Genomic DNA, 22702 nt, shown 5'->3' with positions numbered 1-22702 from the left:
GAAAACGAATATGGCATTCATTGAAACAAAGGACGGCGTCCAACTCCATGTGAAGGATGTCGGAAAGGGCCGCCCTGTCGTGCTCATCCACGGCTGGCCGCTGACCGGCGATATGTTCGAGTATCAGTCGCTCGCTCTCCTCGAGGCTGGTTTCAGGGTCATCACATATGATCGCCGCGGTTTTGGCCAGTCGGGTCACCCAGGCGATGGATACAATTACGATGTCTTTGCCGACGATCTGGCAGCAGTTCTTGAGGGCCTGAACCTCGATCAAGCAAATCTGGTGGGCTTCTCGATGGGCGGCGGCGAGATTGCGCGCTATCTTTCGCGACACGGCGCCGCCCGCGTGTCGAAGGCCATACTGGTGTCCTCCGTTGTCCCATATCTGCTAAAGGATGCGTCCAATCCAGAAGGGGTTGATGCAAACGTGTTCGCCGATATGAAACAACAGGTTCGTGAGGACCGGTTCGCGTTTTTGCAAAGCTTCGCGAAAACCTTTTACGGTGTTGGGCTTGTGAGCAAGCCTGTCAGCCAGGGTGTACTCGACTGGTCCTTCGTTTTGGGGGTCATGGCAAGCCCCAAGGCGACGATCGACTGCATCGATGCCTTTGGACGCACGGATTTCAGGCCGGACCTGCAGGCTTTTACGATGCCCACGCTCGTCATCCACGGCACATCTGATAAGACGGTTCCGATCGATCCCGCCGCGCGCGCTGCAGTGAAAGGCATCGCTGGTGCGCGCTTGATCGAATACGACGGCGAACCCCATGGCCTTTTTGCGACTGCGCCGGAAAGACTTAACCGCGATCTTATCGAGTTCCTGGCATAATCGAATTACTTTACCAGCCATGCTCATAAAAAGCATGGCTGGTCAGACTACATACAACGGCTAGAAACTGCTTTTGAAGCCTTCGCGACATTATACGAGTGTCCGACAGCATTCCTTCACGTTAATGGAAGTCATTCGGACCGAGCTTCAGTTTACAGTGATATGCGATGGCGTATCGAACCCCAGCGGCAGGGCAAAAACGTACCAGACCACAATCATTAGGATGTAAACGACGCTGTACGCGATTGTGTAAGGGATCATGGTAGAGAAAATCGTCCCGATACCTATGTTCTTGTCATACTTCTGCGCGAGGCCGATCAGAACCGGAAAGAACGAGTTCAGCGGAGTCAGGTGATTAGCCATGCTGCCACCCGTGCGATGGATCATCTGCGCAAAAGCCGGATGTACTCCAAGATGCATCAACATCGGTACGAAGACCGGACCGAAAATCAGGTAACGAGCGCTCCCACTCACAATAAACATGTCAGCGACGCCTTCGAACACGAAAAAGAGGATCAGAACGACGACCACTGGCACAGCCATTTCACTCAGCAAATGTCCGCCGTTTATAGCTATGACTGTCCCGAGATTGGACTGCGCAAACAAGTACAGAAACTGGGATACGATTATCGCGATCACGACGAAGGGAGCAACATTGCTGATCGATTTGGTCAGAATCTCAGCGAGGTCTTTTATGCTCCTGATTTTGCCGATCACTGTACCGTAAATCACACCGGCCAGAAAAAATGCGACTACAAGAATTGCGTACAACAATCTCATCAAGGGTGCGTTGACCGTGAGCGAGCCGGTATCCGACCTTAGGAAGCTATTTTCTGGTATTGCAGCGATAACAATCGCAATCAGAAACAGTCCAACACCCAGCAGCGCTTTTTTAAGTGCGCGGCGTTGGTTGTCAGTAAGTGCGCCATCATTCTCATCTGCCGCGAAACTTCCCTCGTACTTTCCGAATTTCGGCTCAATGAATTTGACAGTAACGAACGTTGCGGTAACCGCGATCAGCACGGTACCTGCGGCCATCATGTAATAACCGCTAACAAGGTTCATATCGAAACCCGGATCGAGGAGTTTTGCAGACTGGATAGTGATAGGCGTTAGTACCACATCCCAGCCGCCGGGAATGAAGTTAGTACCATAACCTCCGCCGACAGCTGCGTAGCCGAGAAAGAGACCTACCAGCGGGTGACGACCAGTCCCTAGGAAAACGCTAGCCGCGATTGTCGGTACGATCAGAAATGCCACGTCTCCTGCCACATTTCCGCAAGCGCCGACCAGTGCGATAACGAAGACGACACCTGAACCAGTGGCGTTTTTCAGCGACGACTTGATCGCCGAAGCAAAGAAACCTGTCTGCTCACAAAGGCCCGTTGCGGCAGCCAAGATAAGAACACTGGCAAGAACAGGAAAATTCTGAAGGTTCTTGGATAGGTTGCTTCCCCACTCAATCAGCTCATGGATATTGAGCAAATTCTTGACGTAGAGCGCCTCCTTCGTTTGAGGGTGAACCGCCGAGACACCAAACTGTGACAAGAGAAAGGACAGGCTCAGGACGATCAGGATGATGCCGAGAAACAGCGCGATCGGATGCGGCATCTTGTTGCCGATACGCTCGACGGACGATAGAAATCCGTTGGTCCTCTTGATAGCCGCCTGTGTCATTGCTTTGCTCCTGCGTTGACCATGCTGAAATAGTCAAGCGCGTATTGCGCATGAAGCGCTGCGCCGGTTGCCAACGGTTCCTCGTCAATGTTGAATTTCGGATGATGGTGGGGGTAGCAGGCTCCGAGCGCCTCGTTGCGAACGCCGATAAGCGCGAAAACGCCGGGATAGATTGCCAAAAAGTCGGCATAATTTTCCGACGCCATCATGGTTTTAAAATGCGTTATTTGCCCTTCAAGTCCCAATCTGTGGACGGCGCTCCTTGCAACCTCGCTGCATGTAGGATCATTTGAAACCACGGGCACACCACCGGGCCACGTGACCTCTACATTGGCTCGGAAAGTTGCGGCTGTGTTTTGGACCACTCTCTCCACCGCTTCGATGAGGAAAGCCTCTGTCTCGGCGGACGTGGTGCGCAACGAACCAGAGAGACGGACGACGTCCGGAATAACATTGCCGGCTTCGCCGCCGTGAATTTGTCCGAATGTGAGCACGACAGGGTCAGTTGCGTCGACTTCGCGACTGACAAGCGCCGAGCAGTTCAATACTATTGCCGCTGACGCGATGACCGGATCAACCCCTCGATTTGGGTATGCGCCGTGGGTTCCCGCCCCATGAACGGTGATGTTTATCGCTTTACCGGCGGCCATGCGTGGACCCGCTTCTACTGAGATTTTTCCGGTTTCAATCTCTGACCACAAGTGGATGCCGAAAACTGTTTCGACGGGGAACTTTGCGAGCTCCGTTAAAATGTCTCGCGTACCTTTCCCAACTTCTTCAGCCTGCTGAAAGCAAAGCTTAACTGTACCCTGCAATTGCGATTTCAATTGCTGAAGGATACGTGCAGCACCAAGGAGCATCGCAACGTGGCCGTCATGTCCGCAGGCATGCATTATGCCAGGGGTCTGCGAATGATACTCCAGATGAGGGTTGTCCTCCTGTATGGGGAGTGCATCCATATCAGCGCGCAGCGCAACCACACGGTCTGTGCGAGCTCCCTCGATTGTCGCGACAATGCCAAATTCGCCAACCCGCACATAGGGCACGCCGATGACGTCTAATTCTTCACCAATGCGTTGCGATGTCCTGCGCTCGAACAGTGATAATTCCGGCAGGCTGTGCAATTCCCGTCGGATTGCACACATATATTCAAATTCCGCCCGAGCGATCTCGATGGCGGGCGCCGTTTCAGCAGCCAGCATAGCTCCTCCCTTTTTTCGTCTTCCTCTCCCAAGCCGTTCCGCAATCGACGGAACGGTTATCACTCCTCACTGCAGGGCGTTTTTAAGCCGGTTGATTGCCTCATTGACTGTTGAACGCGGGCATCCAAGATTCACGCGCATGAAGCCCTGCCCTTGCGAGCCGAATTTCGACCCGCGGTCAAACCAGACGCGGCCCTGAGTGAGCATAAATTTTTCCAACTCTGGCGCGGCCATGTTTATTCCGCGGCAGTCCATCCACGCCAAGTAAAGCGCATCCGTGTTGAGAACGCGCAGCTGTGGAAAGAGCTGGTGTATTGACGATGCAAAATGTTGATGGTTACCGCGAATGTAGCGAAGCAAGTGCTCGAGCCAATCTTCACCTTGACTATATGCAGCCTCACAAGCCACGGCTCCGAGGGCATTCACAAAATTCAGTCCCCCTCGCACCAATGTTGCTTGTAGTTGGCTCCGGATCTTATCGTCAGCTACGAACAAATTTGAGCACTGGAGGCCTGCGAGGTTAAAAGACTTGCTCGGGGCAGTGCAGACAATTGCATTCTTAGCAAACTCGTCCCCGAGTGAGGCAAAGGGGATATGTTTCGCATGCGGATTGAAAATGAGATCTTGATGGATTTCATCAGAGACAACCAAAATCTTGTGACGCAAGCAAATCTCACCCATTCGCCGCAAATCGTCTGCTGACCAGACGTTACCTGTCGGGTTGTGCGGATTGCAAAGGATGAAAAGCCTTGTCTCCGGTGTGATCGAGCTTTCAAAGGCGTCGGGATCGAAGCTGTATGAAGTTCCGTTCAGCGTCAGCGGCGCTTCATTCACCCGTCGGTTGTTTTGTTGTACGTCGTTAAAAAAATGACCGTACACGGGTGGCTGAACCAGCACCCCATCGCCTTCACGCGTGAACGTTTGAATGATCATACTTAAGGCAGTGATCACGCCTGGTGTCTGCACCAACCATTCAGGTTTGGGCTGCCAGCCGAAACGCCGGTTTTGCCATCCGCAAACAGCCTCTTCATAACTTGCTGTGCGAAACGGGTATCCAAATATGCCATCTCGTACAGCGCGCTCAAGTGCCTCTATTACCGCTGGCGGAGATTTGAAATCCATATCCGCCACCCACATCGGCAAAGGACGGGCTGCCACTTCATCTGGCTGCAGGTTCTTGTGAGGAGCGCCCCATTTAATGGAATTCGATTTCTGCCGGTCGACCACCCGGTCAAAATAATCTGACAAATCACACCCTCTTTCCAGAGAAATTTCCTTCAGGTGTAGCGGATATTAGAACGAGCTGTCGTTATGAAGAATAGTTCATTTCTGAAATCTCTTGTGATATTTGTTCACAAATGAAGAGAGCCACATCGCTCAGCCAATTCGTTATTTTCGCAAAAATCGCGGAGACCGGCGGTTTGTCATCGGCTGCGCGAGAGCTTGGAATGACGCCTTCCGCCGTCAGCAAAAGCCTTTCGCAGCTGGAAGAGCAGCTTGGTGTATTACTTGTGCGACGCACGACTCGCACAGTTACCCTGACCAAGCATGGAAACGCTTTTTTTCAACGTGTTGCCCGGATTCTCGGAGATGTAGGGGACGCGCTTGACGAAGTCGGCGACCTCCTCAATCAAACAAAGGGAGATCTGCATATCTCGTGCTCGATTGCTTTCGGCAGCTCGCAGCTGGTTGGCATCGTAAGCCGATACAAGGCGAGGTATCCGGATGTTAATGTTCACATCTCTCTAGATGACCGCTTTGTCGACTTAAGCGCGGAGAACATCGACGTGGCGCTGCGAATTACAGACTCAACAGACGGTCCTTATGCCGCTCGCATGCTGACCCGAATCCGTTGGGTATATTGTGCGACGCCGGACTATCTTGACCGCTATGGTCGCCCGGAAACACCTAGCCATCTGAAAATTCAAAATCACCAGCTCCTGGTATATCCTGCTATGACCAGCGGCGGTGCGTGGCTCTACTGGCACAAAGGAGCGATGGAACGGGTAAAGATCAGCGCAAGCCTCGAGTGCAACAGCAGCTTGGCTCTCTTGAACTTCACTTTGTCTGATCAGGGAATAGCCTGCCTTCCAATCTACCTAGCCGATCGACATATAAAAAGCGGCAAACTGGAGGTGCTTTTTCCCGATTTTCAATCGGCGAGTGTGCATACATTGTATGCAATGTATTTTCAAAGTCGCTATAAAAACCCCCTCATCCGAACTTTCGTGGATTTTATTCGAGATGATCTCAAGCGCAGGGACTGGTAGACCGTCGCCATGAACCTTTTCGAAATCGACGGCAGGCCATCAACGCGGCTTGTCTCGTTCGTTGGTGCAGCCGAACGATACAAGCAATAACTACGGTTAGCCGCCCCTTGCCAAGAGCTCATGCGGAACAAGACGTGTCCGCTCATGTTCATATTCCATGCCCAAAGCGCCCGAAGCACACTCCGCATATCCCGACACCCCGGACGGCCGATACTTCGTCGTCCACGGGCGGCTTTGGCGGAAGAGCAATCCGGGACTCGGGAAGGCCGAGCGAGAGAAGTTGGTAAAAGAACTTATGGCCGCAAGGCGCGCGGTGCGTGATGATGCGGCAAATTATGGAGCGATGCGCGACGCTCGAATGCGAGTCCATGAAGCGAAGATTGCGCTCGGTGAACGCGGTCCCGTCTGGTGGGATGACGGGGAGCCCGACTATAATAGGCACCTCGCTAAAAACACGCCCTATGCGGACTGGTTTTCAAAGCTGTGATCCATCACAGAAGGACCGGCGTGTCTCCTGCGGCCTTCCTCCGTGACCATAATTCGGTGGTGCGATCCACCACGATTAAATCCGGTGGGAAAACTCGTTCTTGAAAACGACGGGCTTCCTCATAGCTTCCGTGAAGCCACCCATCGTAATCTTCTCTCTGGAGCAGCACAGGCATCCGGTTGTGGACTGGCGAGATGGCTTCGTTGGCGTCAGTCATAACGCCGGAGTAGACCGGACCCCATTCATCGCTGACCCTCCAAAGCCCCGCCCAGGCAAAGATAGGATCGTCCCGATGCGAAAACCACGTGCGTGTCATTCGTCCCTTTTCGCCTTCGGCTTCTGCGAAGCCCGTAAGCGGGATAAGGCAGCGCGCATCCGGTCTCTTCGCTAGACCAACCCACATGCGACCGCCTATGTCGGCAATATTGTTGACGGGTTTCGGTTTGGCGTCCGGCTTCATCGTTTTGAGCCGCAGCGGGAAGCCCCAGGTCATCGACCTCATCTCGCGCGCACCATCAGCTTCTGTGATGACCAAACCGGGAGTGCCAGGATACACCTCTTCCGGTGCGTTGGTTGCTATCGGATTAGCGACACCGAAGTGAGCCGCAACCTCCGCGGCTGACTTCCGGACCGTATACAAGTTACACATGCGGTCTCTCCCGTCTGTACGGCCACAACTAGAACACAGGGCGGCTCGGTCGTCTAGGAATACTGTGGTTTGGCGGGACACCTCTGCCATTTGTCTCTGATCTCGAGCGTGTCGAAAACCGAAGGCAAAATAGCCAGTCGAAATTCGGACCCAATGACGATCTTATCGACTGTAAGTGAGTCAACGGGTCGCTTTGACGCGTTGCCTTAAATGTGGCAAATTACATCCATGATCAGTTCCGTCACCATCGCATAATTCACTCCGAAGGCTCTTAGACACCTTCAGGGAAAACGCTGCCGATCCATAATGGGTGTGGCAAACGGCGATTGGACGTTCATGAAACTTAATCTTCATTTTCTTCAGGCCGAGGGGAGCCTCACCCCTTGGCGCGATGTTCTTCGGCTACGATCTAATTCCGTTGCCGAGCGTATTGGCGAAATCGTGCCGTCAGAGTTTGGCCGTCATGAGGTGGATGTCGTGATCCAGCATCTTCCGGATGAAACCGTGCCAGAATTGGGGATTGGCGGGTCTTGTTTCCGGCGTGGACTGGTGACGATCAGTCTCGACCCCGGAGCACGCGGTTTCGAGGATCACCTCACCAGCGGTGTTTTCGACCGTACACTCGCTCACGAGCTCCATCACGCCATGCGATGGCGGACAAGTGGGTACGGGCTTTCCTTGGGCGATGCGTTGGTATCCGAAGGGCTTGCCGATGTTTTCTCAGAAATGGTGAGCGGCATTTCAGCTCCACCATGGACGAGCGCCCTCACCGAGAATGATTTGAGTTTGGTCCTCGACCGAGCGGAGGACGAAATAAATAGCTTCCACTATGATCATGCCACCTGGTTCTTTGGAACTGGAGACCTGCCGCGATGGGCTGGATATTCAATCGGCTATCGCCTTGTCCGTCTCTTTACTCAGGAGAATCCCGACATTTCTGCAAACGGCTTGGTCGATGCGCCATCAGCTTTGTTTCTGGCGGCTTGGACGAAGCTCAAGAACCAACGAGCATGCCTCCCCATCCAGACCCCTTGAAGCGGGAACCGCGTGGGGCATGTTTTGGCGAGACGCGCCACAAACGGTGTCCCGAGAACCGCAAATTCTCAGGTTGTACGTGTGGTCCTAGCGCAGGGGGACCTGATTATCTAGGAATGGTACGGTTTGGCGATTTACCGCTCTGCCATTTGTCGTCGGTTTCGAGCGTGTCGAAAGCATCCGCCGACATGGGCGGTCGAAACCGGAACCTGATAACGTCCTGGATGTCGCCAGAAAGCCATGCATCATATTCGTCGGGCGTGAGCAGCACCGGCATCCGATCGTTGAGCGGGCGAATTTTCTCATTCGCCTCACCAGTCATTCCTGCGAACACCGGCCCGAACTCAGGGGTCCGGCGACAGAAGCCTGCCCATGCGACAAGAGGCTGTCGGTTCAAGCTAAACCACGTCCTTGTTTTTTCGCCCTTGGGACCGTCTGGCTCGGCGAAATGTGTTAGCGGGATAAGGCATCTGTATATCGGATCGACGACGGTACGCTCCCACATCGGGTTCGTGAGGTCGGCGACGAGGCCCAGTCTGGTGGGGGGTGAATCACGGCTTCTGCGCGGAAAGCCCCAGGGAATTGACCGTAGGTGCCGAAGTCCATCTTTCTTAAATATCACCAAACCCTGTGTGCCTTCGATCGTTTCAGAGGGCACTGGCGCGTCGGTTGGGACGTCGACACCGAAATGCGTGATGATCTCGTCCATCCCTCTCACTACTGAAAACAAGCGCGACACGTTGCTCACTCCGGTTTCGATGCTGGTTAGAATTCTAGGTAAGTGACCGTCCTTCCGATCAAATCCGATGGCGGATGTTTCGTTACTCGAATTGTCTCAATGGAAATTCCGGCTCTTAACCTTCAGCGTGTCGATATGCAGATCCGGTATATAGATATCGCGGGCTTGAACAGCTGGCTTCGGGTTGTCCCGCGGATCGGGGCCACCTCCATGTTTAACTTGATCTCCCCGACCATGGGGAAGTGGGAATTCGGTGTCTCTTTCTCCAAGGCTCGATAGATCGCTCGAGAAATCAAAGAGCCTTTGGGCTACGAGGTGGACTACCTCACCTTCGCGTTGAATCTTGCCGTGAATGCCCATCATGCTTGCCGTCATCAGGACGCGACGCTGGCGCTCAAACAACGATGGCCACACGACTGCGTTAACGATGCCGGTCTCGTCTTCGAGGGTCAAGAACATGACGCCCTTCGCACTGCCAGGGCGCTGCCGGACTAGAACCAGCCCCGCGGTCCAAAGCCAACGTCCATCGCGCTCGTTCATCGCCTCCGCGCAGGTCACGATGCGTTTAGCCTTTAGATTGTTGCGCAAGAAGGACATGGGATGCGACCTCAAGGTCAGCCCGGTGACGGTGTAATCCTCTACGACTTCTCTCCCTTCTGTCATCGACTTAAGCATGACATCAGGTTCCTGCATTTCAGCAATGGTCTTGGATTCTCGCTCAGCTGCGGCAGCCCATAACTCGAGAGGCTCATCCCGCAATGCCTTGATGTCCCAAAGCGCCTCCCGGCGCTCGAGCCCCATAGATGGCAGGAAGGCGTCTGCCTTCGCGAGCTTGACGAGGGAAGCTGTCGGGACGCCAGACCGTCGCCACAAGTCGTCTGCACTCTCAAACCGGGAATCGGCCCTGGATAGGACGATGCGTGCCGCGTCAGCCTCCGGCAATCCCTTGATGATGCGCATTCCAAGACGGACGGCGTATCGATCCGAATTCTCTATACGCTCCATGGTGCAGTCCCATCTGGATGCGTTTACACAGGCAGGGCGGACCTCGACACCGTGCTGACGGGCGTCCGTTACGATCTGTGCGACGCTGTAAAATCCCATCGGCTGGCTATTGATTAGTGCCGCACAGAAAACGTCCGGATGATGACATTTGACCCAACTGCTCGCATAAGCGACGAGGGCGAAAGAGGCGGCGTGCGACTCCGGAAAACCATAGCTGCCGAAGCCCTCTAGCTGAGTGAACGTTCGTTCCGCAAATTCCGCCGTGTAGCCCTTCTTGACCATCCCACTAACGAGCTTGTCTTTAAATTTCGAGACGCCGCCGGTGAATTTGAACGTCGCCATTGCTCGCCTGAGCTGATCGGCCTCTCCCGCGGTGAAGCCCGCACAGGTCATCGCCACCTTCATGGCTGACTCCTGGAAAAGCGGGACGCCGAGGGTCTTCCCAAGGACTGCCTCAAGTTCCGGCGTTGGATACTCGACCTTTTCCTTACCCTCTCGGCGACGAAGATACGGGTGGACCATATCGCCCTGGATAGGGCCGGGTCTGACGATCGCGACCTGCACGACAAGATCATAAAAGGTTCGCGGCTTCAGACGCGGCAGCATGGCCATCTGTGCCCGGCTCTCAATTTGGAAAGTGCCGAGCGTGTCGGCGCGACGGATCATTGCGTATGTTTTTGTATCTTCGTGGGGGACATCCGCCAGCCCCATCGGAATGTTCTTGTAGTCGGTCAGCATCTCGAACGATCGCGCCATGCAAGATAACATTCCAAGAGCAAGCACATCGACTTTCATGAACTTCAGAGCTTCGATGTCATCCTTGTCCCACTCAACGACCTGACGATCTTTCATCCGCGCAGGATCGATCGGCACCAAATCGTCGAGACGATCTTGCGTCAATACGAAGCCGCCCGGATGCTGCCCGAGATGTCTCGGTGCGCCCATGAGCTGGCCTGCGAGGTCGAGCGCAAGCCGTAGTCGGTAGTCAGATGTGTTGATGTTGTTTTCCTTGAGCTGCTTCTCGCCCACCCCTTCCTTGGACCATCCCCAGATACCGGACGACAATTGCCCGATAAGGTCTTCGGGCAATCCCAATGCCTTGCCAACGTCGCGGAGCGCGCCTTTGGCTCGATAACGCAGGACAGTCGAACACAGGGCAGATCGAGACCTGCCATATGTCTCGTAGATCCACTGGATGACTTCCTCGCGTCTGTTGTGTTCGAAATCGACGTCGATGTCAGGCGGTTCGTCGCGTTCCATAGAGACAAACCGTTCGAAAAGCAGATCGGAGGTTTCCGGATTGATACTTGTGATGCCAAGGCAGTAGCAAACAGCCGAATTCGCCGCGCTCCCCCTTCCCTGACACAGTATATCCTTTGATCTGGCGAACCGGACGATGCTGTACACCGTGAGGAAATAAGGCGCATATTTCATGACTCTGATCAATTCGAGCTCATGGAGAATGGCCGTGCGAACCTTGTCCGGAATGCCTTCCGGGTATCTGTCGGCTGCGCCTTCCCATGCAAACTTGGTCAGCGACTGCTGGGCATCAAGGCCAGGAACGATCGCCTCGTCTGGATACTGATATTGCAACTCAGACAGGTCAAATTTGCAGCGTGAGACGATTTCGCGGCTTCGGGCCAAAGCCTCCGGATACTCCGCAAACAGACGGTGCATTTCTTCCGGCGTTTTGAGAAATCGGTCTGCGTGCCGTTCACGGTCAAAGCCAATGCTGTCGATTGTCGTCCGGTTCCGGATACACGTCACCACATCCTGCAGCTGCCTTCGTGAAGGATCATGAAAGAGGACATCGTTGGTGACAACGGTCTTTACGCCGTTTTTGAAGGCCAGTTTTGAGAGATTATGCAAACGTAGTCGATCATTCGGACGCCGACGAAGGCACAGACTCACGTAAGCCCGATCCGCAAAAATGGTCACAATCTTTCTGAGTTGGCCCGCGTAGACATCGTCAGCTTCATCAGGGATCAGGATCGCGAGGAGGCCCTCGCTATACGCCTCGACGTCGGAAAGATCGAGAATACAGTTGCCTTTGCCGCCTCTCGATTTTCCTAATGTCAGCAACCGGGTCAATCTCGAATAGGCGGCTCGATCCGTCGGATAAACCAACAGAGATATACCGTCTTTGAGGTCAAGGCGACAACCCACAACAAGACGGACGCCAGTAGCCTTTGCGGCCTCCCAAGCACGAACTATGCCTGCCAAAGAGTTTCGGTCGACCACGCCAATTGCATCGATGCCCATTGCGGCAGCCGTTGCAAACAATTCGTCGGCCGAACTCGCGCCCCGCAGGAAGCTAAAATGCGTTGTTACCTGGAGTTCGGCGTATCGCATCAGCCGAAAATCCCATGGAGAAACCACTTATGAGAGCCGGTTGCTTTATCAACGCCGTCTCCTGCGCGGTAGACCCACAAGCGCTCCCCCGCATCGTCTTCAATGACGAAATAATCCCTGACAGCCTCCATTTCGCGCGGCCTAAGCCACCACTCGCCGAATATCCGTTCAGGTCCGTCGGCGCTGACGACGCGCCGGCGCTTGCCCCGCCACGTGATAACGACTGGCGGCTGATCGGGCAGCACGGCTATCGTCTCGATCTGCTCTGGCTGGGCAAGAAGACGAGAAGGCCTTGGCCATTTTACGGCCCAGTCGACCCCCGTGTCGTCGGCGGAAGGTGATATCCGCCTCAACGAACGCTCCGGCACATCTGAGGCGACGGGTGTCATACGGTAGAGGCGTTGGCCGCGGTTCCCCAGAACATCAATGAGTGGGGTGATGTCGACGACTTGTTCCTCGATGAGGGATGAAGCGACCTGTCGCTCCTGCAGCGGCTCGGCCATCACGGCCACGAGGTCGAGTCTCTCTATCCCGAACCCAGGATCAATTTTTTCGATTTGGTCGCAGAGCAATTTCGACAGGCGGGATGGGTCGCGAACGGGCTTTTGAAGGCCAGCACGCACGGATTGCCTTGTATTGTCCACTCGGTGAACGACAAGGTCGGAACGCCTGACACCTAGTCCCCTCTCTTCGAGCTTCGCAGATAGCTCCCCTACAAGACGACGGATGTATTTCGCGATAGTCTCGGCCGCGCCGATCGGCTCTTGGAAATTTCGCGATACTTGAACGAGCTCCGGTGTACGCAAGGGTTCTATGGGCTCGGCCGCTCGCCCGAATAACTGATCAAGGCGGCGTCCAACCTCCGCGCCGAAGCGAAGGGTCAACGGCGCCCGTGGCATAGCGGAAAGTTCGCCGACGGTTTCGACACCGAGAACACGCAGGCCCAGGATCGTATCCGGTTGTAAGCGAAGACAATGGATTGGCAGACCAACAATGGCCTTGCTCACCCCACCGACGGGAACGACCGTTGTTTCAGCTTTCACGAGCCTTGTGATGGCATGGGACGCTCCCCAGGTGTCGGATACCGCTGCCCTCGATATCAGACCACGCCCTCGCAGTGAGTTGACCAAGCCCGAAATGAGCATCGCTTCGCCACCCTGCAAATGATCCGCACCTTCTGTGTCCATCACGATGCCATCGTTTCCATCGACAGCGACGACAGGGGTGTATTGCCTCAATGCCCAAAGGGCGAGACGTTCGATGGCCGCGGCGTCCGCAGCCGGATCGGCGTCAATCATAGTAAGGTTTGCGACAATTGCCTGAGCCTTGCTTGCAGCCATCCCGACGCGCAAACCAGCCTTCCGGGCGGCGGCGTCAACAGATGAAACCCATCGCTTGGCCCCACTTCGCGAAATCACCACAAGCGGCTGATCAGCGGGCACCGATCCGTCTCCATGCCGTCTTATCCTGTCCACCGGCAACTGTGGGAAGTAAACACACACGACCCTTGGCATCACAGGCTCCTATCTCAAACTCAGCACTTTCGCCTGCTTTCACTCTCATCAGTTCAGCCAACCACCTCGCTCTCCCCACACCGGCAGTCGGCAACTTCTCGGATGGCAACACACTTACGCGCCATCGCGACGTACTGGCTGTGGGATTTCCAAAATCGGCAGCCTCCGTCTGCCGCCGCCATCGGCGAACAACCAAACCCATCGTCCCTGTCTTTTCAGCGGCGAGCTGGAGGCGTCTGGAGGCCGTCATGGGAAGTCGGACTAGTTCTCCGACGACGGCTGCGAGCCCGCCGAACGACAACCCCTCTTCCATAGACGCTAGGACGTCTTCCTCCTTGTCAGCTTCGCAATAAATCACACGATCTGGATGGAGGCCGGCTTGGGACAGCGCTGGAGCAAACAAGTCAGGACGAGTAAGGCACCAAAGGACTTTTCCTCTAGACCGCGCGGCAATCCCCGCCGCGAACAAGGCTGCGGCCGCCCCGTCTACCGTCCCTGCTCCACCGCCTGCGAATTCGTGAAGCGCACCATATGCAAGGCCCCCTCCCGGCAGCCGTTCATCGATTGTCTTGACACCGAAAGGCAGCACGAGAGCTTTGCGGCCGACGCTTCCTTCAAGGTGTGCTATGCGTTCTCTAAGGTCATCAATTATGCCTGGGGTCCGGGCGTGCAACATCGTTCACGGACCTCCTCTGGCTCGTGTGAAAGGTGGACTTCATGTCCATAAAAAGCTTATGTTCCTCTTTTGTTCTCATGCCGTGCAAGAGTCAAGCGGCATTGAAGCGCGCTTTTAGCCGTTGGTAACCATCGACCTGCCGAAACTTGATATGAATCAATCTTTTAAGGTCGCTCTCTAAATGACCAGATTCATTGAATTTCTAAAAGCTCTGCAATCGCGCCAACTCATCGAGTGAAAGGTAAGCGGTGTCCTCATTATGCCCTGACTAAGAGCGTGGGCCATCTCGAAAGCCGCCGCTGCAACGTTGACGGCAGCAAAGCTGCCGATAGCGGACGTGGTAGCCGATGTCGATAACGCTCGCTTCTCAGGGGCTCAGTCCTCGTTTAGAAGCGGTGTAAGAGGAGGCTCAGGCAGCGGATTCGCGCGAATTGACGAAGCATCCAAGCTGACAACCGTCGAAAATCCTTGCCCGGAGGACGCCCGCCTATCTTCTGCGATGGCACGAAGAGCTTGCGGAATTGTGCGCCCAACTCTAACGTGTAGAAAACGATCGCTTACATTTTTAGAGTATATCAATGGCAGAATCATTTGCAGTCGTCGTTGCAATCCAATCATACCAAGAGAAGTCTATCGTGGGCGTTAAGTATGCCCATAACGACGCGCAAGAGTTCGCCGATGTTCTCGAGAACGTGCTTGCGGTACCACGCTCGAACATAACGATCTGGCTTGATCAAGAAGCGACATGGTCAAGACTGCAACTCTCCCTAACGGCTTTGATAAAGAACCTCGAACCTGACGACCGCTTCTATTTCTTCTATGCTGGTCACGGTTTCTGGGCCCCGGTCGGAGGCAATAGGCTAACCTGTTGGGATACCCACGCTCTCAATGTCCACGGCACGACCGCCAGCGTAGAAGAGGTCTTGCTCGCGCCCTTACGACAGAGCAGATGCAAGCAGAGCGCGCTTTTCATCGACGCTTGCTCGACGGAAATCTTCGAGGATCTCCCTTCAAGGGATTTGCTCTCCGCAATGAGGAAGGACGAGTTCATCGAGTTCGTGAAAAACACTCGTTATACGGCGACATTCTTGGCTTGTTCTCCGGAAGAAAAGTCCTATTCGTCCGACAAACTCAAACATGGAGTTTGGACGTATCATCTTGTCCGCGCCTTGAGGGGCGAGGACCCTGCCGCGATTATGAACGACAGTTACGTGACCGGGACAAGTTTGCAAGACTACCTGTTGGCAGCGGTCAGAAAGTTTACGAGGGAGGAGTTCTCGAAGAAGGCGGTCCAAACGCCTTTCGCGAAGATCGACCACAATGGAACCTTTATCCTAGCCGCGCTTCCCGAACCGCCAGTAGTTGACAGTGATCCAATCATAAAGCCCGATTTCGCCAACGCTTGGTTCGTTGGTGAGGAGACTAGAGAATTCAGGAAGCTTGATGGTTTCACCTATACGAAGAAACACACGGTGCCAACTGAACTGAGTCCAAGCGCGTCCGCTTGGGCGGCCAGGCTCCTAGCTCCGGAGGTTGAGACCGAGTGCCAGCATGTAGCACTGCAGGCCCGCAAAGTTCTCAAGATCAAGTCCAAGGATATCGTTAAGAAGGTGCACGTGGGCACCGGTAGTGTAGACACGGACATTTTCCGGTTCGAAATCGAGGCGATGCAGAACCCAGACAATCCTGCGGAAGCTGTTCTCCGACGTGAAATCCATCTCCGCTCTACTGCATTGCCAACGGACTTCGACGACGTGTTCCTTGAGAGTGTTGACACTCTGATCATCCCGGCTCCTGGTATGAAAGGCCACTACGTCGACCTGCTCGACCAAATCGAGGATCGGGAGGAGGATTTGGGTTTGAGTTCAGAGGGGAACCAGACCACGGGTGTAATCGAAATCGAACTTCAAACAGGGACGCGGTTGCGACTCGATACCAAGCACGAAACTCTGACTGTTAAGATTCCGCAAGCACTTGGGTGCGCGCAGATCATTGAAACCCTCAAGAACGAGAGCTTCGTCAGCCTCGCAGGCTCCATGCCAAGACTGCCAGGCGGCTAGGCGAAAATCTACGATACCCATAGATGCGTCGCGGTGATGATGTCAGCAACGGGCCGACTGCGGTCTTCCGCATCGCGCCAACAGCTGACATGTTCTCCGAAGCTGAAGGACATGACCTCAAAATCAGATCAGAGATCTAACGCCCCTAAGTCTTTGAACGCAGATGGAGTACGTTCTGCTCTTTCTCATTCCATTTTGAGCGGTTCCTCGCGATGACGTGGGGCACCTTCAAGGCAGGCGAGCACTATGGTGGGTACTCAATATTGTTAGACGACATCCGGGCCGTTGGCCATTCCGCAGATCTCCCGGTCAGAACATCTTCGACCCCTACTAGCAAAAGCCTGAATGGAGTCTCGAACTAATCAACCGAAACTTCACCGCAACGACGTAAAAAGTAAGACAGGCAGAAGCAACAGAGGTTCGAGGCGATCAGCCCGAGGGGATCGAGGCGGATCAATGACGCGACCTTTAAGGGAGGGGCAGATGGGGAAACTGTACAGGTCATCGTGGCAAGTTTGCTCGCTGTGGATGGCCATTGTCGGACTGGTATTCTTTCAGGCAGGGGCGGCCACCGGTGCTAATATACGGAAGTCCTCCAAAGAGACGTGTGTTCTTTCGCTTGAAGGCGAGATCGTCTCAGGTGACTTCTCCCGCCTTGTCGAAATAGCCGCCAAGGAATTTCTCGGTGTCGATGGCGAGAGTTCGGCCCGAGATACGATCTGTTTGAACAGTCCGGGAGGGAATGTCACCGAGGGCGTTAAACTCGCTGAATTCTTCTACAAGAACGGCGTTGGCACGGTCATTGACGATGGTGCGGAATGCTACTCGATGTGCGCCATCATGTTCATGATGGGAATTGCACAGGGACCCGAGGTTACCTTCGTCAATCGTAAGCTCCATATCACCGGTAAGCTCGGATTTCATCGCCCGTTTTTGGCGCTGAAGCAAGAAAGCCTGATCAGTACCAAAGCGCTAGCCGTCGCCCACGACGTTGCCTTGGAGGACATGAGCAAGATCATGTTGCTCGCTAACAATCTGGTCCCGTGGTCGAATTCGACGATGATGCGCCCTGACCTGATTCAGGAGATGCTCCGTCATATCGGCAACGATTTCTTCTACATCGATACAGTAGAGAAAGCCGGCCGCTTCGAAATCGAGCTCATAGGCCTTCCTAAACAATCGGCCCCACCCGAAGAACGCGCGTACTATGCGTGCGAGAATTCCTTCCATTGGCAAGTAGGCCTGATGAAGGACCCCGTCGACGTGCGGAAATTCACGAAACCCGTGACGCAGGACCAATCTGTTGTCAAACTCCTGAAAATCGCAGATGGCACCGGATACTATTCGGTGACGAGTAGCGATGCCGGGTATTCCGAAGCGGGATGCGTGATCGCGGTCACTGAAAACGGCCTACAGGGTTGCGGTTACAACGGGATGTACAACGTCTTGTTGGGTCAGGGAGCTTGCACTGTCGATAATTTTGCCGACCGGAGTTGGGGGATTAACCAACTCGCCTCATATCGGCCCGGCCTCACGCTCAAAGAACTCAGTGGAGTACCCGTCAGTGGAGATGCCACATCCCCTCGGTCGATAATCGGTGCGAAAGCGTCCGCCACGTGCGCCGTTTTCAATACGAGTGGCGAAAAAGAGATCGAACCCTGTGAAGCTACTCTGAACATCAATGTCATTGTAGATAGTCGGCGGTCCGATCGTTACGAATTCGTATGGCCGACGGGCAACAAAACCATTTTCGCGCGCGACGGCGACTTCTTCACGATAAACGGTAAGCCGTCCACGCCTTACGCCGCCGACGGGTATACGCTGTGTGCGCTTAACAGCGAAACACGGAATCGCTTCTGCTTCAAGCTGTAACAGCGCCTCGGACCCACGCCGTACTGGGTGCTCACCGAGGAGCGACCGCCTGCTCGGACTTGCGATAGGTTTCAAGTTGGTTCGCCACGTCGCCCAGCTTCGTGCGTGGCGGAACGAGGTCGATTGCGCGCATCAAGTCGTCAACCCAATCACCTGTCGAAAGCGCGATCGTCGTCGGGGATGATGTGAAGTCCCAGAGGTCGCCCTTTCCCTTGAGTTCCGAGAACAGCTCTTCGATGGTCCCTGCTGGTTTGTAGAATGTCGTTGGCCCTGTCGTGCCTGGCGAGAATAAACACCATACGAAGCGATCACCATCCTTCGTCTTGGCGATTGGCATGTAGGCAAGCCACGTTGAAACCGTCCCCTGCCCGATCGACCGAACGCCGAATGCAATCGCGTCCTCACCGTTCTCCATCAGCTGGGAACCTTCAATGAACTCCTCGAGTGAAGACAAGGCAATCTGGTAACCGTCGGAACTGCTTCTCCGCCCGAGGTGGTAGTAGCGGTTGACACATCCATTCAAAATCATGGAATGCGAAAATGGATATCCATCTCGGATTTGGTACGAAAAGTCGTTGTAAGTGATGCCGAGAACACGGACAGCATCTACGTCGTCGGCCATATACATTTCGTCACGACCTGGAGCGAGCAAGCGAGGCAACTCGGCTGGAACGAGATGGAGACGATCCGCGACTGCTACCAATCGCGCGATACCCAGGACCGCTGCCCTATAGGCATCCTGTACGAGGGCGGCGTCGTAGCGCCCTTCAGGAACGGAGAGATACGGCGCGTGAAATCCCAGTTTCGCTCCTTTTTCAATCGTGCGCGACGGTTTCTGATCGGGGAGAGGATCATTGTCGCCGACAGGTGTCGGGTCTTTCGGAAGGTCGACGCCCCCGAGAAATGCGATGGCGCAGGCGGAGTAGCAGGAATCCATCTCACGTACGACGGTGGCAAGACCGAGACGGCGGAACGCCAAGGCGAGGTTTAATCCCTCGTGGTAATCGCCGCCCGGACTATTCAGGGCAATGACAATCCGTTGCCAAGGGTTTTGTTGAACTGAGATGTTGGCTTCCGCCAATGCTTGCTTCACACGAGAACTGTCGGCCTCGAGGATTTCGCCCTCGAGCCTGAAGCGTGCCTCTGGACCGAACTGCCCGTTCGTAATCCCTTCGAACTTAACGTCGGCGGCATGGGAGCTTACCGGAGCCGTCAAGCCTAAGCATGCAAGCATTGTGACGACGGAAAAAGGACGTATCATTCAGCGACACCAGGGCAAAGTTCCTGGAAGACGCTCAGTGCGGTCGGGTAGCCAGAAGCCGATGAACCGTCGAGTACCTCGCCCGATTTTACGCTGCGTACGACATAGTCAGCCATGAGGTCAGTTGACCTCGGTTTGCCTTCAAAGACATACCCCTCGCCGTAAACGTCGGTCCAAGTCCCCTTTTTGCAGTTCGCCGTTACCCTGTCGCCTACTTTTATCGATGCCATTGTCCGTTTGACGCAAGCCATCGAATAGTCCTGCTCGTATTCAACGCAGTACGCCTTGGCATCCTTGGGCGTATGCTTGATCATGATAACGGCTTTCGACGTACCGATCCCGGATTTTGAGACGGTCGTTACGTGCATGCCGGCACGCGATCCGTAGTAGATCGAGTGATCGTCCTGCGCCCGCGCGGGAATGATAGACAACGTTCCCGCTGCGACTGCAGCGGCAATCAACAACATAACCCTAGAACTTGCCGCCCCGATCAACGCCTGCATGCAATACCTCCATTAGCCCGCACTGGGCAGCTTCGATTTCAACGCGGACCATGCGTCCGAGACCTTCCTGCCAGCGGATGCGGCTTTCGATGGCTCGGACCCAAGCACCTCCAAAAGGTTCGCTAACTCCGCTTCAACGGCAAGGGGGTGAACCTTGGCCGCATCCATGGCAGCCAGGCAAGCTCGTGCCTTGGCTGGCTGACTGAGCGTCGGAATTGCCGTCTTGATATCGTACGTGACTTCACCGAGAGATAGTATGTCGTCCGCGAAGCGCGCGTCTATCCAGTCGTTGATCTCGGGAAGCGTGGCGGGAACGGCGGATTTCTTCGCCTCGAGCATCGCGATCTTGGCCTGCACGACCGCCAGAAGCGCGGTACGGAACCGATCGGTGGACGCGTCGAGGTCGGCAAGCCAGTCGGATGACAGCAATCGCGTTGCCTGCTCTCTCGTCCAGCCCGCGCCGACCAGTGCACTCACACCACCGACACCACTCAGGACCAGCGCTCCAGCCGGGCCGAAAGCCATCAGGCCGATAGCCTTGCCTGACAGCGCGCCAATGGCCGAAAGTCCTCCTTTGACGCTGGCATCCATCAGGACGGAAAATGGCAGGTCCGACAGGAGCATGCGGCCGCGCCAGACACTGTGGAGGTTTCGCGCCGAGGAAACTGCCATGGCAAAGAACGGCACGTTCAGGTCGCCCAACGCCTCTGCGGCTTCGAGGGAGGTTGTCATGACGAGGTCGGCGATCTCGCGATCAAATCCATCGACATAGAAAACGAGTTTTGCCCATTCCTCTCCGCTGCTGATAACAGCCTCCGCCAATTCGGCATTGGCGTACACAGGCATGTCGGGATACTTGGCGAAATGCTTTCGCAGGCCTTCGAGGCCCTGCAGGCATTTCACCTGAAACGGAACACCGTCTACGAGGAGATCAAAACCCGCATTGTTCGAGGTCTCCGGAAAACTGACCACGTGGCCGAGTTCGGAAAGACGTGCAGCTACTAGCTGTTCGGAGACATAACCGCGTAGGTTATTGCCTGCTCCGGCCGCAGCGGCAACGCTCATTGCTCCGACGCGCTCGGCAAACGTACCGAACTTGAATATGTCTCCCAGGTCTTCCGAGCGCGAGAAATCGGCCGCGGCGAGAACCATCGGATCGATGGATACCGCGTTGTAGAGCATGTCACCCGCCGACAGAGCCGTTACAGCGGCCATTTCCAGCGCATCGCCACTGTTCTTCGAGAGTACGGCCGTAAGCAGGTCGCTTTGCCGCTCGGGGACAAGCACTCCGGTCCTCGGATCGCCGAATGCCTTTGGCAAACTCCCGCCGGTCGTCCTTGCGACGGCCGCGTTGCGAAGCATGTTTTCGGCCATGGTCGACGTGGACACTGACGCTAGGTCGGCTCTGGCCGCGGTTCGGAAATCGTTCAGTACGACCGCCAAGCCATCTCGTTCTGCCGACAGCCCACGAAGGGATAACTGGACCGAAACGATAGCGGCGAGCTTTGCAGCCTGCCCACCGTTTACGAAGTTGTTTGCCAGGTACCCGATACCGAGGACAGCCGGGACACTGAATAGCGGGTTCGCTAGCATGAAGAGCGTCGATACGACGGCTGGTCCGCTCATGAAAGGGATAAACGCCGAAGCCTGGGCAGCGAGGATGTAGGCGCTGAACCCGGCCAGGTTTACGCCCATGCCGATGGAGAATGCCGCGGTCCCGGTGGCGAGCACAGTAAAGGCTGCCCGATCTCCTGCCGTCAGGGCGGCCCGCATAGCCTCATCCCGAAGCTCGGGTGGCAGGCTTCGAATATGGTCACGGACGCGCTGGCCGAGTGCGCTCGCCAGTTCTTCCGGAATCTCACCTGATGTCGCCGCCTCTGCCACTGCCTTGGCAACGAGTTGCGCCTGATCGGCGACCAGAGAGGCGAAATCTTGGTGGGATCGACCGCGCAGCGTCTTCACTGCCTGCCAGGCTTTCTGGATGCCCGTCTGCGATGCATTCTCGCTTTCGTCAGAGACAGGAACGGACATCACCGACGATGTCTTGTGTGCCACACCCGCGCCAACCGAGTTGGCCCTTCTAGACGATAGTGGAAGGGTAGCGTCAAGGTCGAGAGCCTCCGCGATCCTGACCCAGAGGCGAATCCTCAGCGCGCGGTCTGAGATATCGGACGCAAACAGTTCGTCTGCGGCGAGTCTTAGACGGCGGGCGAAAGCCGTGGCATCTGACGACTCGGCATTCTTCTGAAAGCGGGACAACATATCGCTAACGCGGTCCATAGACATGGACAACAGCGTTGTGGCCTCGAAGCTTGCGATGAGATTGCACAGTTCGCGGCGATCAAGCGCCCCGAGACCCGCGAAAATCGTCCATGGCGGTACGTACAATTCTTTCCCCCTTAAGCACCCGCATTTTCATGACGGATTAACCGCAGGTTGTCTAATAATTTCCTGGAGTTGTCGCAGAGTAATCTTTCGATATAGATCGTGTGCTATAAGCCGATGCAAACGAGCGCATTGGGCTCCAGACGACAGTAGAGTCGCATGGAAAGCTTGGCCAACGTGGTAGCT

General features: G+C 55.3%; 16 protein-coding genes. 5 read left to right on the top strand and 11 right to left on the bottom strand.

Translation table 11 applies throughout. The annotated features are described in order from the left end of the window. The first annotated feature begins 10 nt into the window (after positions 1 to 10). Entirely contained in the window at positions 11 to 829 is an 819-nt protein-coding gene (locus ACQZ5F_RS18715) for an alpha/beta fold hydrolase (RefSeq protein ID WP_448730686.1), read from the top strand. A 147-nt stretch (positions 830 to 976) separates the two neighbouring features. Here the strand turns inward: ACQZ5F_RS18715 and ACQZ5F_RS18710 are convergent, their stop codons facing one another. The 3 genes from ACQZ5F_RS18710 to ACQZ5F_RS18700 all read right to left on the bottom strand — a co-directional run bounded on the left by ACQZ5F_RS18710 (position 977) and on the right by ACQZ5F_RS18700 (position 4956). After that, positions 977 to 2506, bottom strand: a complete 1530-nt coding sequence (locus ACQZ5F_RS18710) for an AbgT family transporter (protein WP_448730685.1) — start codon at positions 2504 to 2506, stop codon at positions 977 to 979. Continuing rightward, complete coding sequence (locus ACQZ5F_RS18705; protein WP_448730684.1) at positions 2503 to 3708, bottom strand: amidohydrolase; 1206 nt, start codon at positions 3706 to 3708, stop codon at positions 2503 to 2505. The genes ACQZ5F_RS18710 and ACQZ5F_RS18705 overlap by 4 nt, the downstream gene beginning before the upstream one ends. 66 nt (positions 3709 to 3774) lie before the next feature. Continuing rightward, a complete protein-coding gene (locus tag ACQZ5F_RS18700; RefSeq protein ID WP_448730683.1) occupies positions 3775 to 4956 on the bottom strand; it encodes a MalY/PatB family protein in 1182 nt (393 codons plus the stop codon). Between the two features lie 110 nt (positions 4957 to 5066). On the opposite strand from ACQZ5F_RS18700, the gene ACQZ5F_RS18695 reads away from it, so the two are divergent. Further along, entirely contained in the window at positions 5067 to 5978 is a 912-nt protein-coding gene (locus ACQZ5F_RS18695; RefSeq protein WP_448730682.1) for a LysR family transcriptional regulator, read from the top strand. A gap of 491 nt (positions 5979 to 6469) precedes the next feature. On the opposite strand, the gene ACQZ5F_RS18690 is transcribed toward ACQZ5F_RS18695, so the two are convergent. Beyond that, on the bottom strand, positions 6470 to 7114 hold the full coding sequence (locus tag ACQZ5F_RS18690) for an SOS response-associated peptidase (protein ID WP_448730681.1): 645 nt from the start codon (positions 7112 to 7114) through the stop codon (positions 6470 to 6472). A gap of 336 nt (positions 7115 to 7450) precedes the next feature. Here ACQZ5F_RS18690 and ACQZ5F_RS18685 point away from each other — a divergent pair, with 336 nt between their 5' ends. Then, positions 7451 to 8149: a DUF2268 domain-containing putative Zn-dependent protease gene (locus ACQZ5F_RS18685; RefSeq protein WP_448730680.1), complete on the top strand. Its 699-nt coding sequence runs from the start codon at positions 7451 to 7453 to the stop codon at positions 8147 to 8149. 106 nt (positions 8150 to 8255) lie between these two features. On the opposite strand, the gene ACQZ5F_RS18680 is transcribed toward ACQZ5F_RS18685, so the two are convergent. The 4 genes from ACQZ5F_RS18680 to ACQZ5F_RS18665 form a co-directional block, all read right to left on the bottom strand. Continuing rightward, on the bottom strand, positions 8256 to 8858 hold the full coding sequence (locus ACQZ5F_RS18680) for an SOS response-associated peptidase family protein (RefSeq protein ID WP_448730679.1): 603 nt from the start codon (positions 8856 to 8858) through the stop codon (positions 8256 to 8258). Positions 8859 to 8984: 126 nt separating this feature from the next. Next, positions 8985 to 12245 carry an error-prone DNA polymerase gene (locus ACQZ5F_RS18675; protein ID WP_448730678.1) on the bottom strand — a complete coding sequence of 1087 codons (3261 nt, stop codon included), beginning with the start codon at positions 12243 to 12245 and terminating at the stop codon, positions 8985 to 8987. After that, a complete protein-coding gene (locus ACQZ5F_RS18670; RefSeq protein ID WP_448730677.1) occupies positions 12245 to 13759 on the bottom strand; it encodes a Y-family DNA polymerase in 1515 nt (504 codons plus the stop codon). Before ACQZ5F_RS18670 ends, ACQZ5F_RS18675 begins: the two co-directional genes overlap by 1 nt. After that, on the bottom strand, positions 13677 to 14435 hold the full coding sequence (locus tag ACQZ5F_RS18665; protein WP_448730676.1) for an ImuA family protein: 759 nt from the start codon (positions 14433 to 14435) through the stop codon (positions 13677 to 13679). The genes ACQZ5F_RS18670 and ACQZ5F_RS18665 overlap by 83 nt, the downstream gene beginning before the upstream one ends. A 578-nt stretch (positions 14436 to 15013) precedes the next feature. Here ACQZ5F_RS18665 and ACQZ5F_RS18660 point away from each other — a divergent pair. Next, on the top strand, positions 15014 to 16495 hold the full coding sequence (locus ACQZ5F_RS18660) for a caspase family protein (protein WP_448730675.1): 1482 nt from the start codon (positions 15014 to 15016) through the stop codon (positions 16493 to 16495). Positions 16496 to 16978: 483 nt separating this feature from the next. After that, the gene (locus ACQZ5F_RS18655) at positions 16979 to 18367 is read left to right on the top strand and encodes a hypothetical protein (protein ID WP_448730674.1); all 1389 of its coding nucleotides are present in this window, start codon (positions 16979 to 16981) and stop codon (positions 18365 to 18367) included. A gap of 31 nt (positions 18368 to 18398) precedes the next feature. Here the strand turns inward: ACQZ5F_RS18655 and ACQZ5F_RS18650 are convergent, their stop codons facing one another. From ACQZ5F_RS18650 to ACQZ5F_RS18640, 3 genes are read right to left on the bottom strand one after another with little or no spacing between them, the layout of a single operon-like run. Beyond that, the gene (locus ACQZ5F_RS18650) at positions 18399 to 19628 is read right to left on the bottom strand and encodes a hypothetical protein (protein WP_448730673.1); all 1230 of its coding nucleotides are present in this window, start codon (positions 19626 to 19628) and stop codon (positions 18399 to 18401) included. Then, positions 19625 to 20131 (bottom strand): hypothetical protein, encoded by a 507-nt coding sequence (locus ACQZ5F_RS18645; RefSeq protein WP_448730672.1) that lies wholly within the window; start codon positions 20129 to 20131, stop codon positions 19625 to 19627. Before ACQZ5F_RS18645 ends, ACQZ5F_RS18650 begins: the two co-directional genes overlap by 4 nt. A 12-nt stretch (positions 20132 to 20143) precedes the next feature. Next, positions 20144 to 22519 (bottom strand): hypothetical protein, encoded by a 2376-nt coding sequence (locus ACQZ5F_RS18640; RefSeq protein WP_448730671.1) that lies wholly within the window; start codon positions 22517 to 22519, stop codon positions 20144 to 20146. Positions 22520 to 22702: the final 183 nt, after the last annotated feature.

It is taken from the genome of Agrobacterium sp. 22-210-1, from assembly GCF_053522525.1.
Note: the sequence above shows the minus strand (reverse complement) of the source record. Positions and strands in the feature narration are given on the sequence as shown.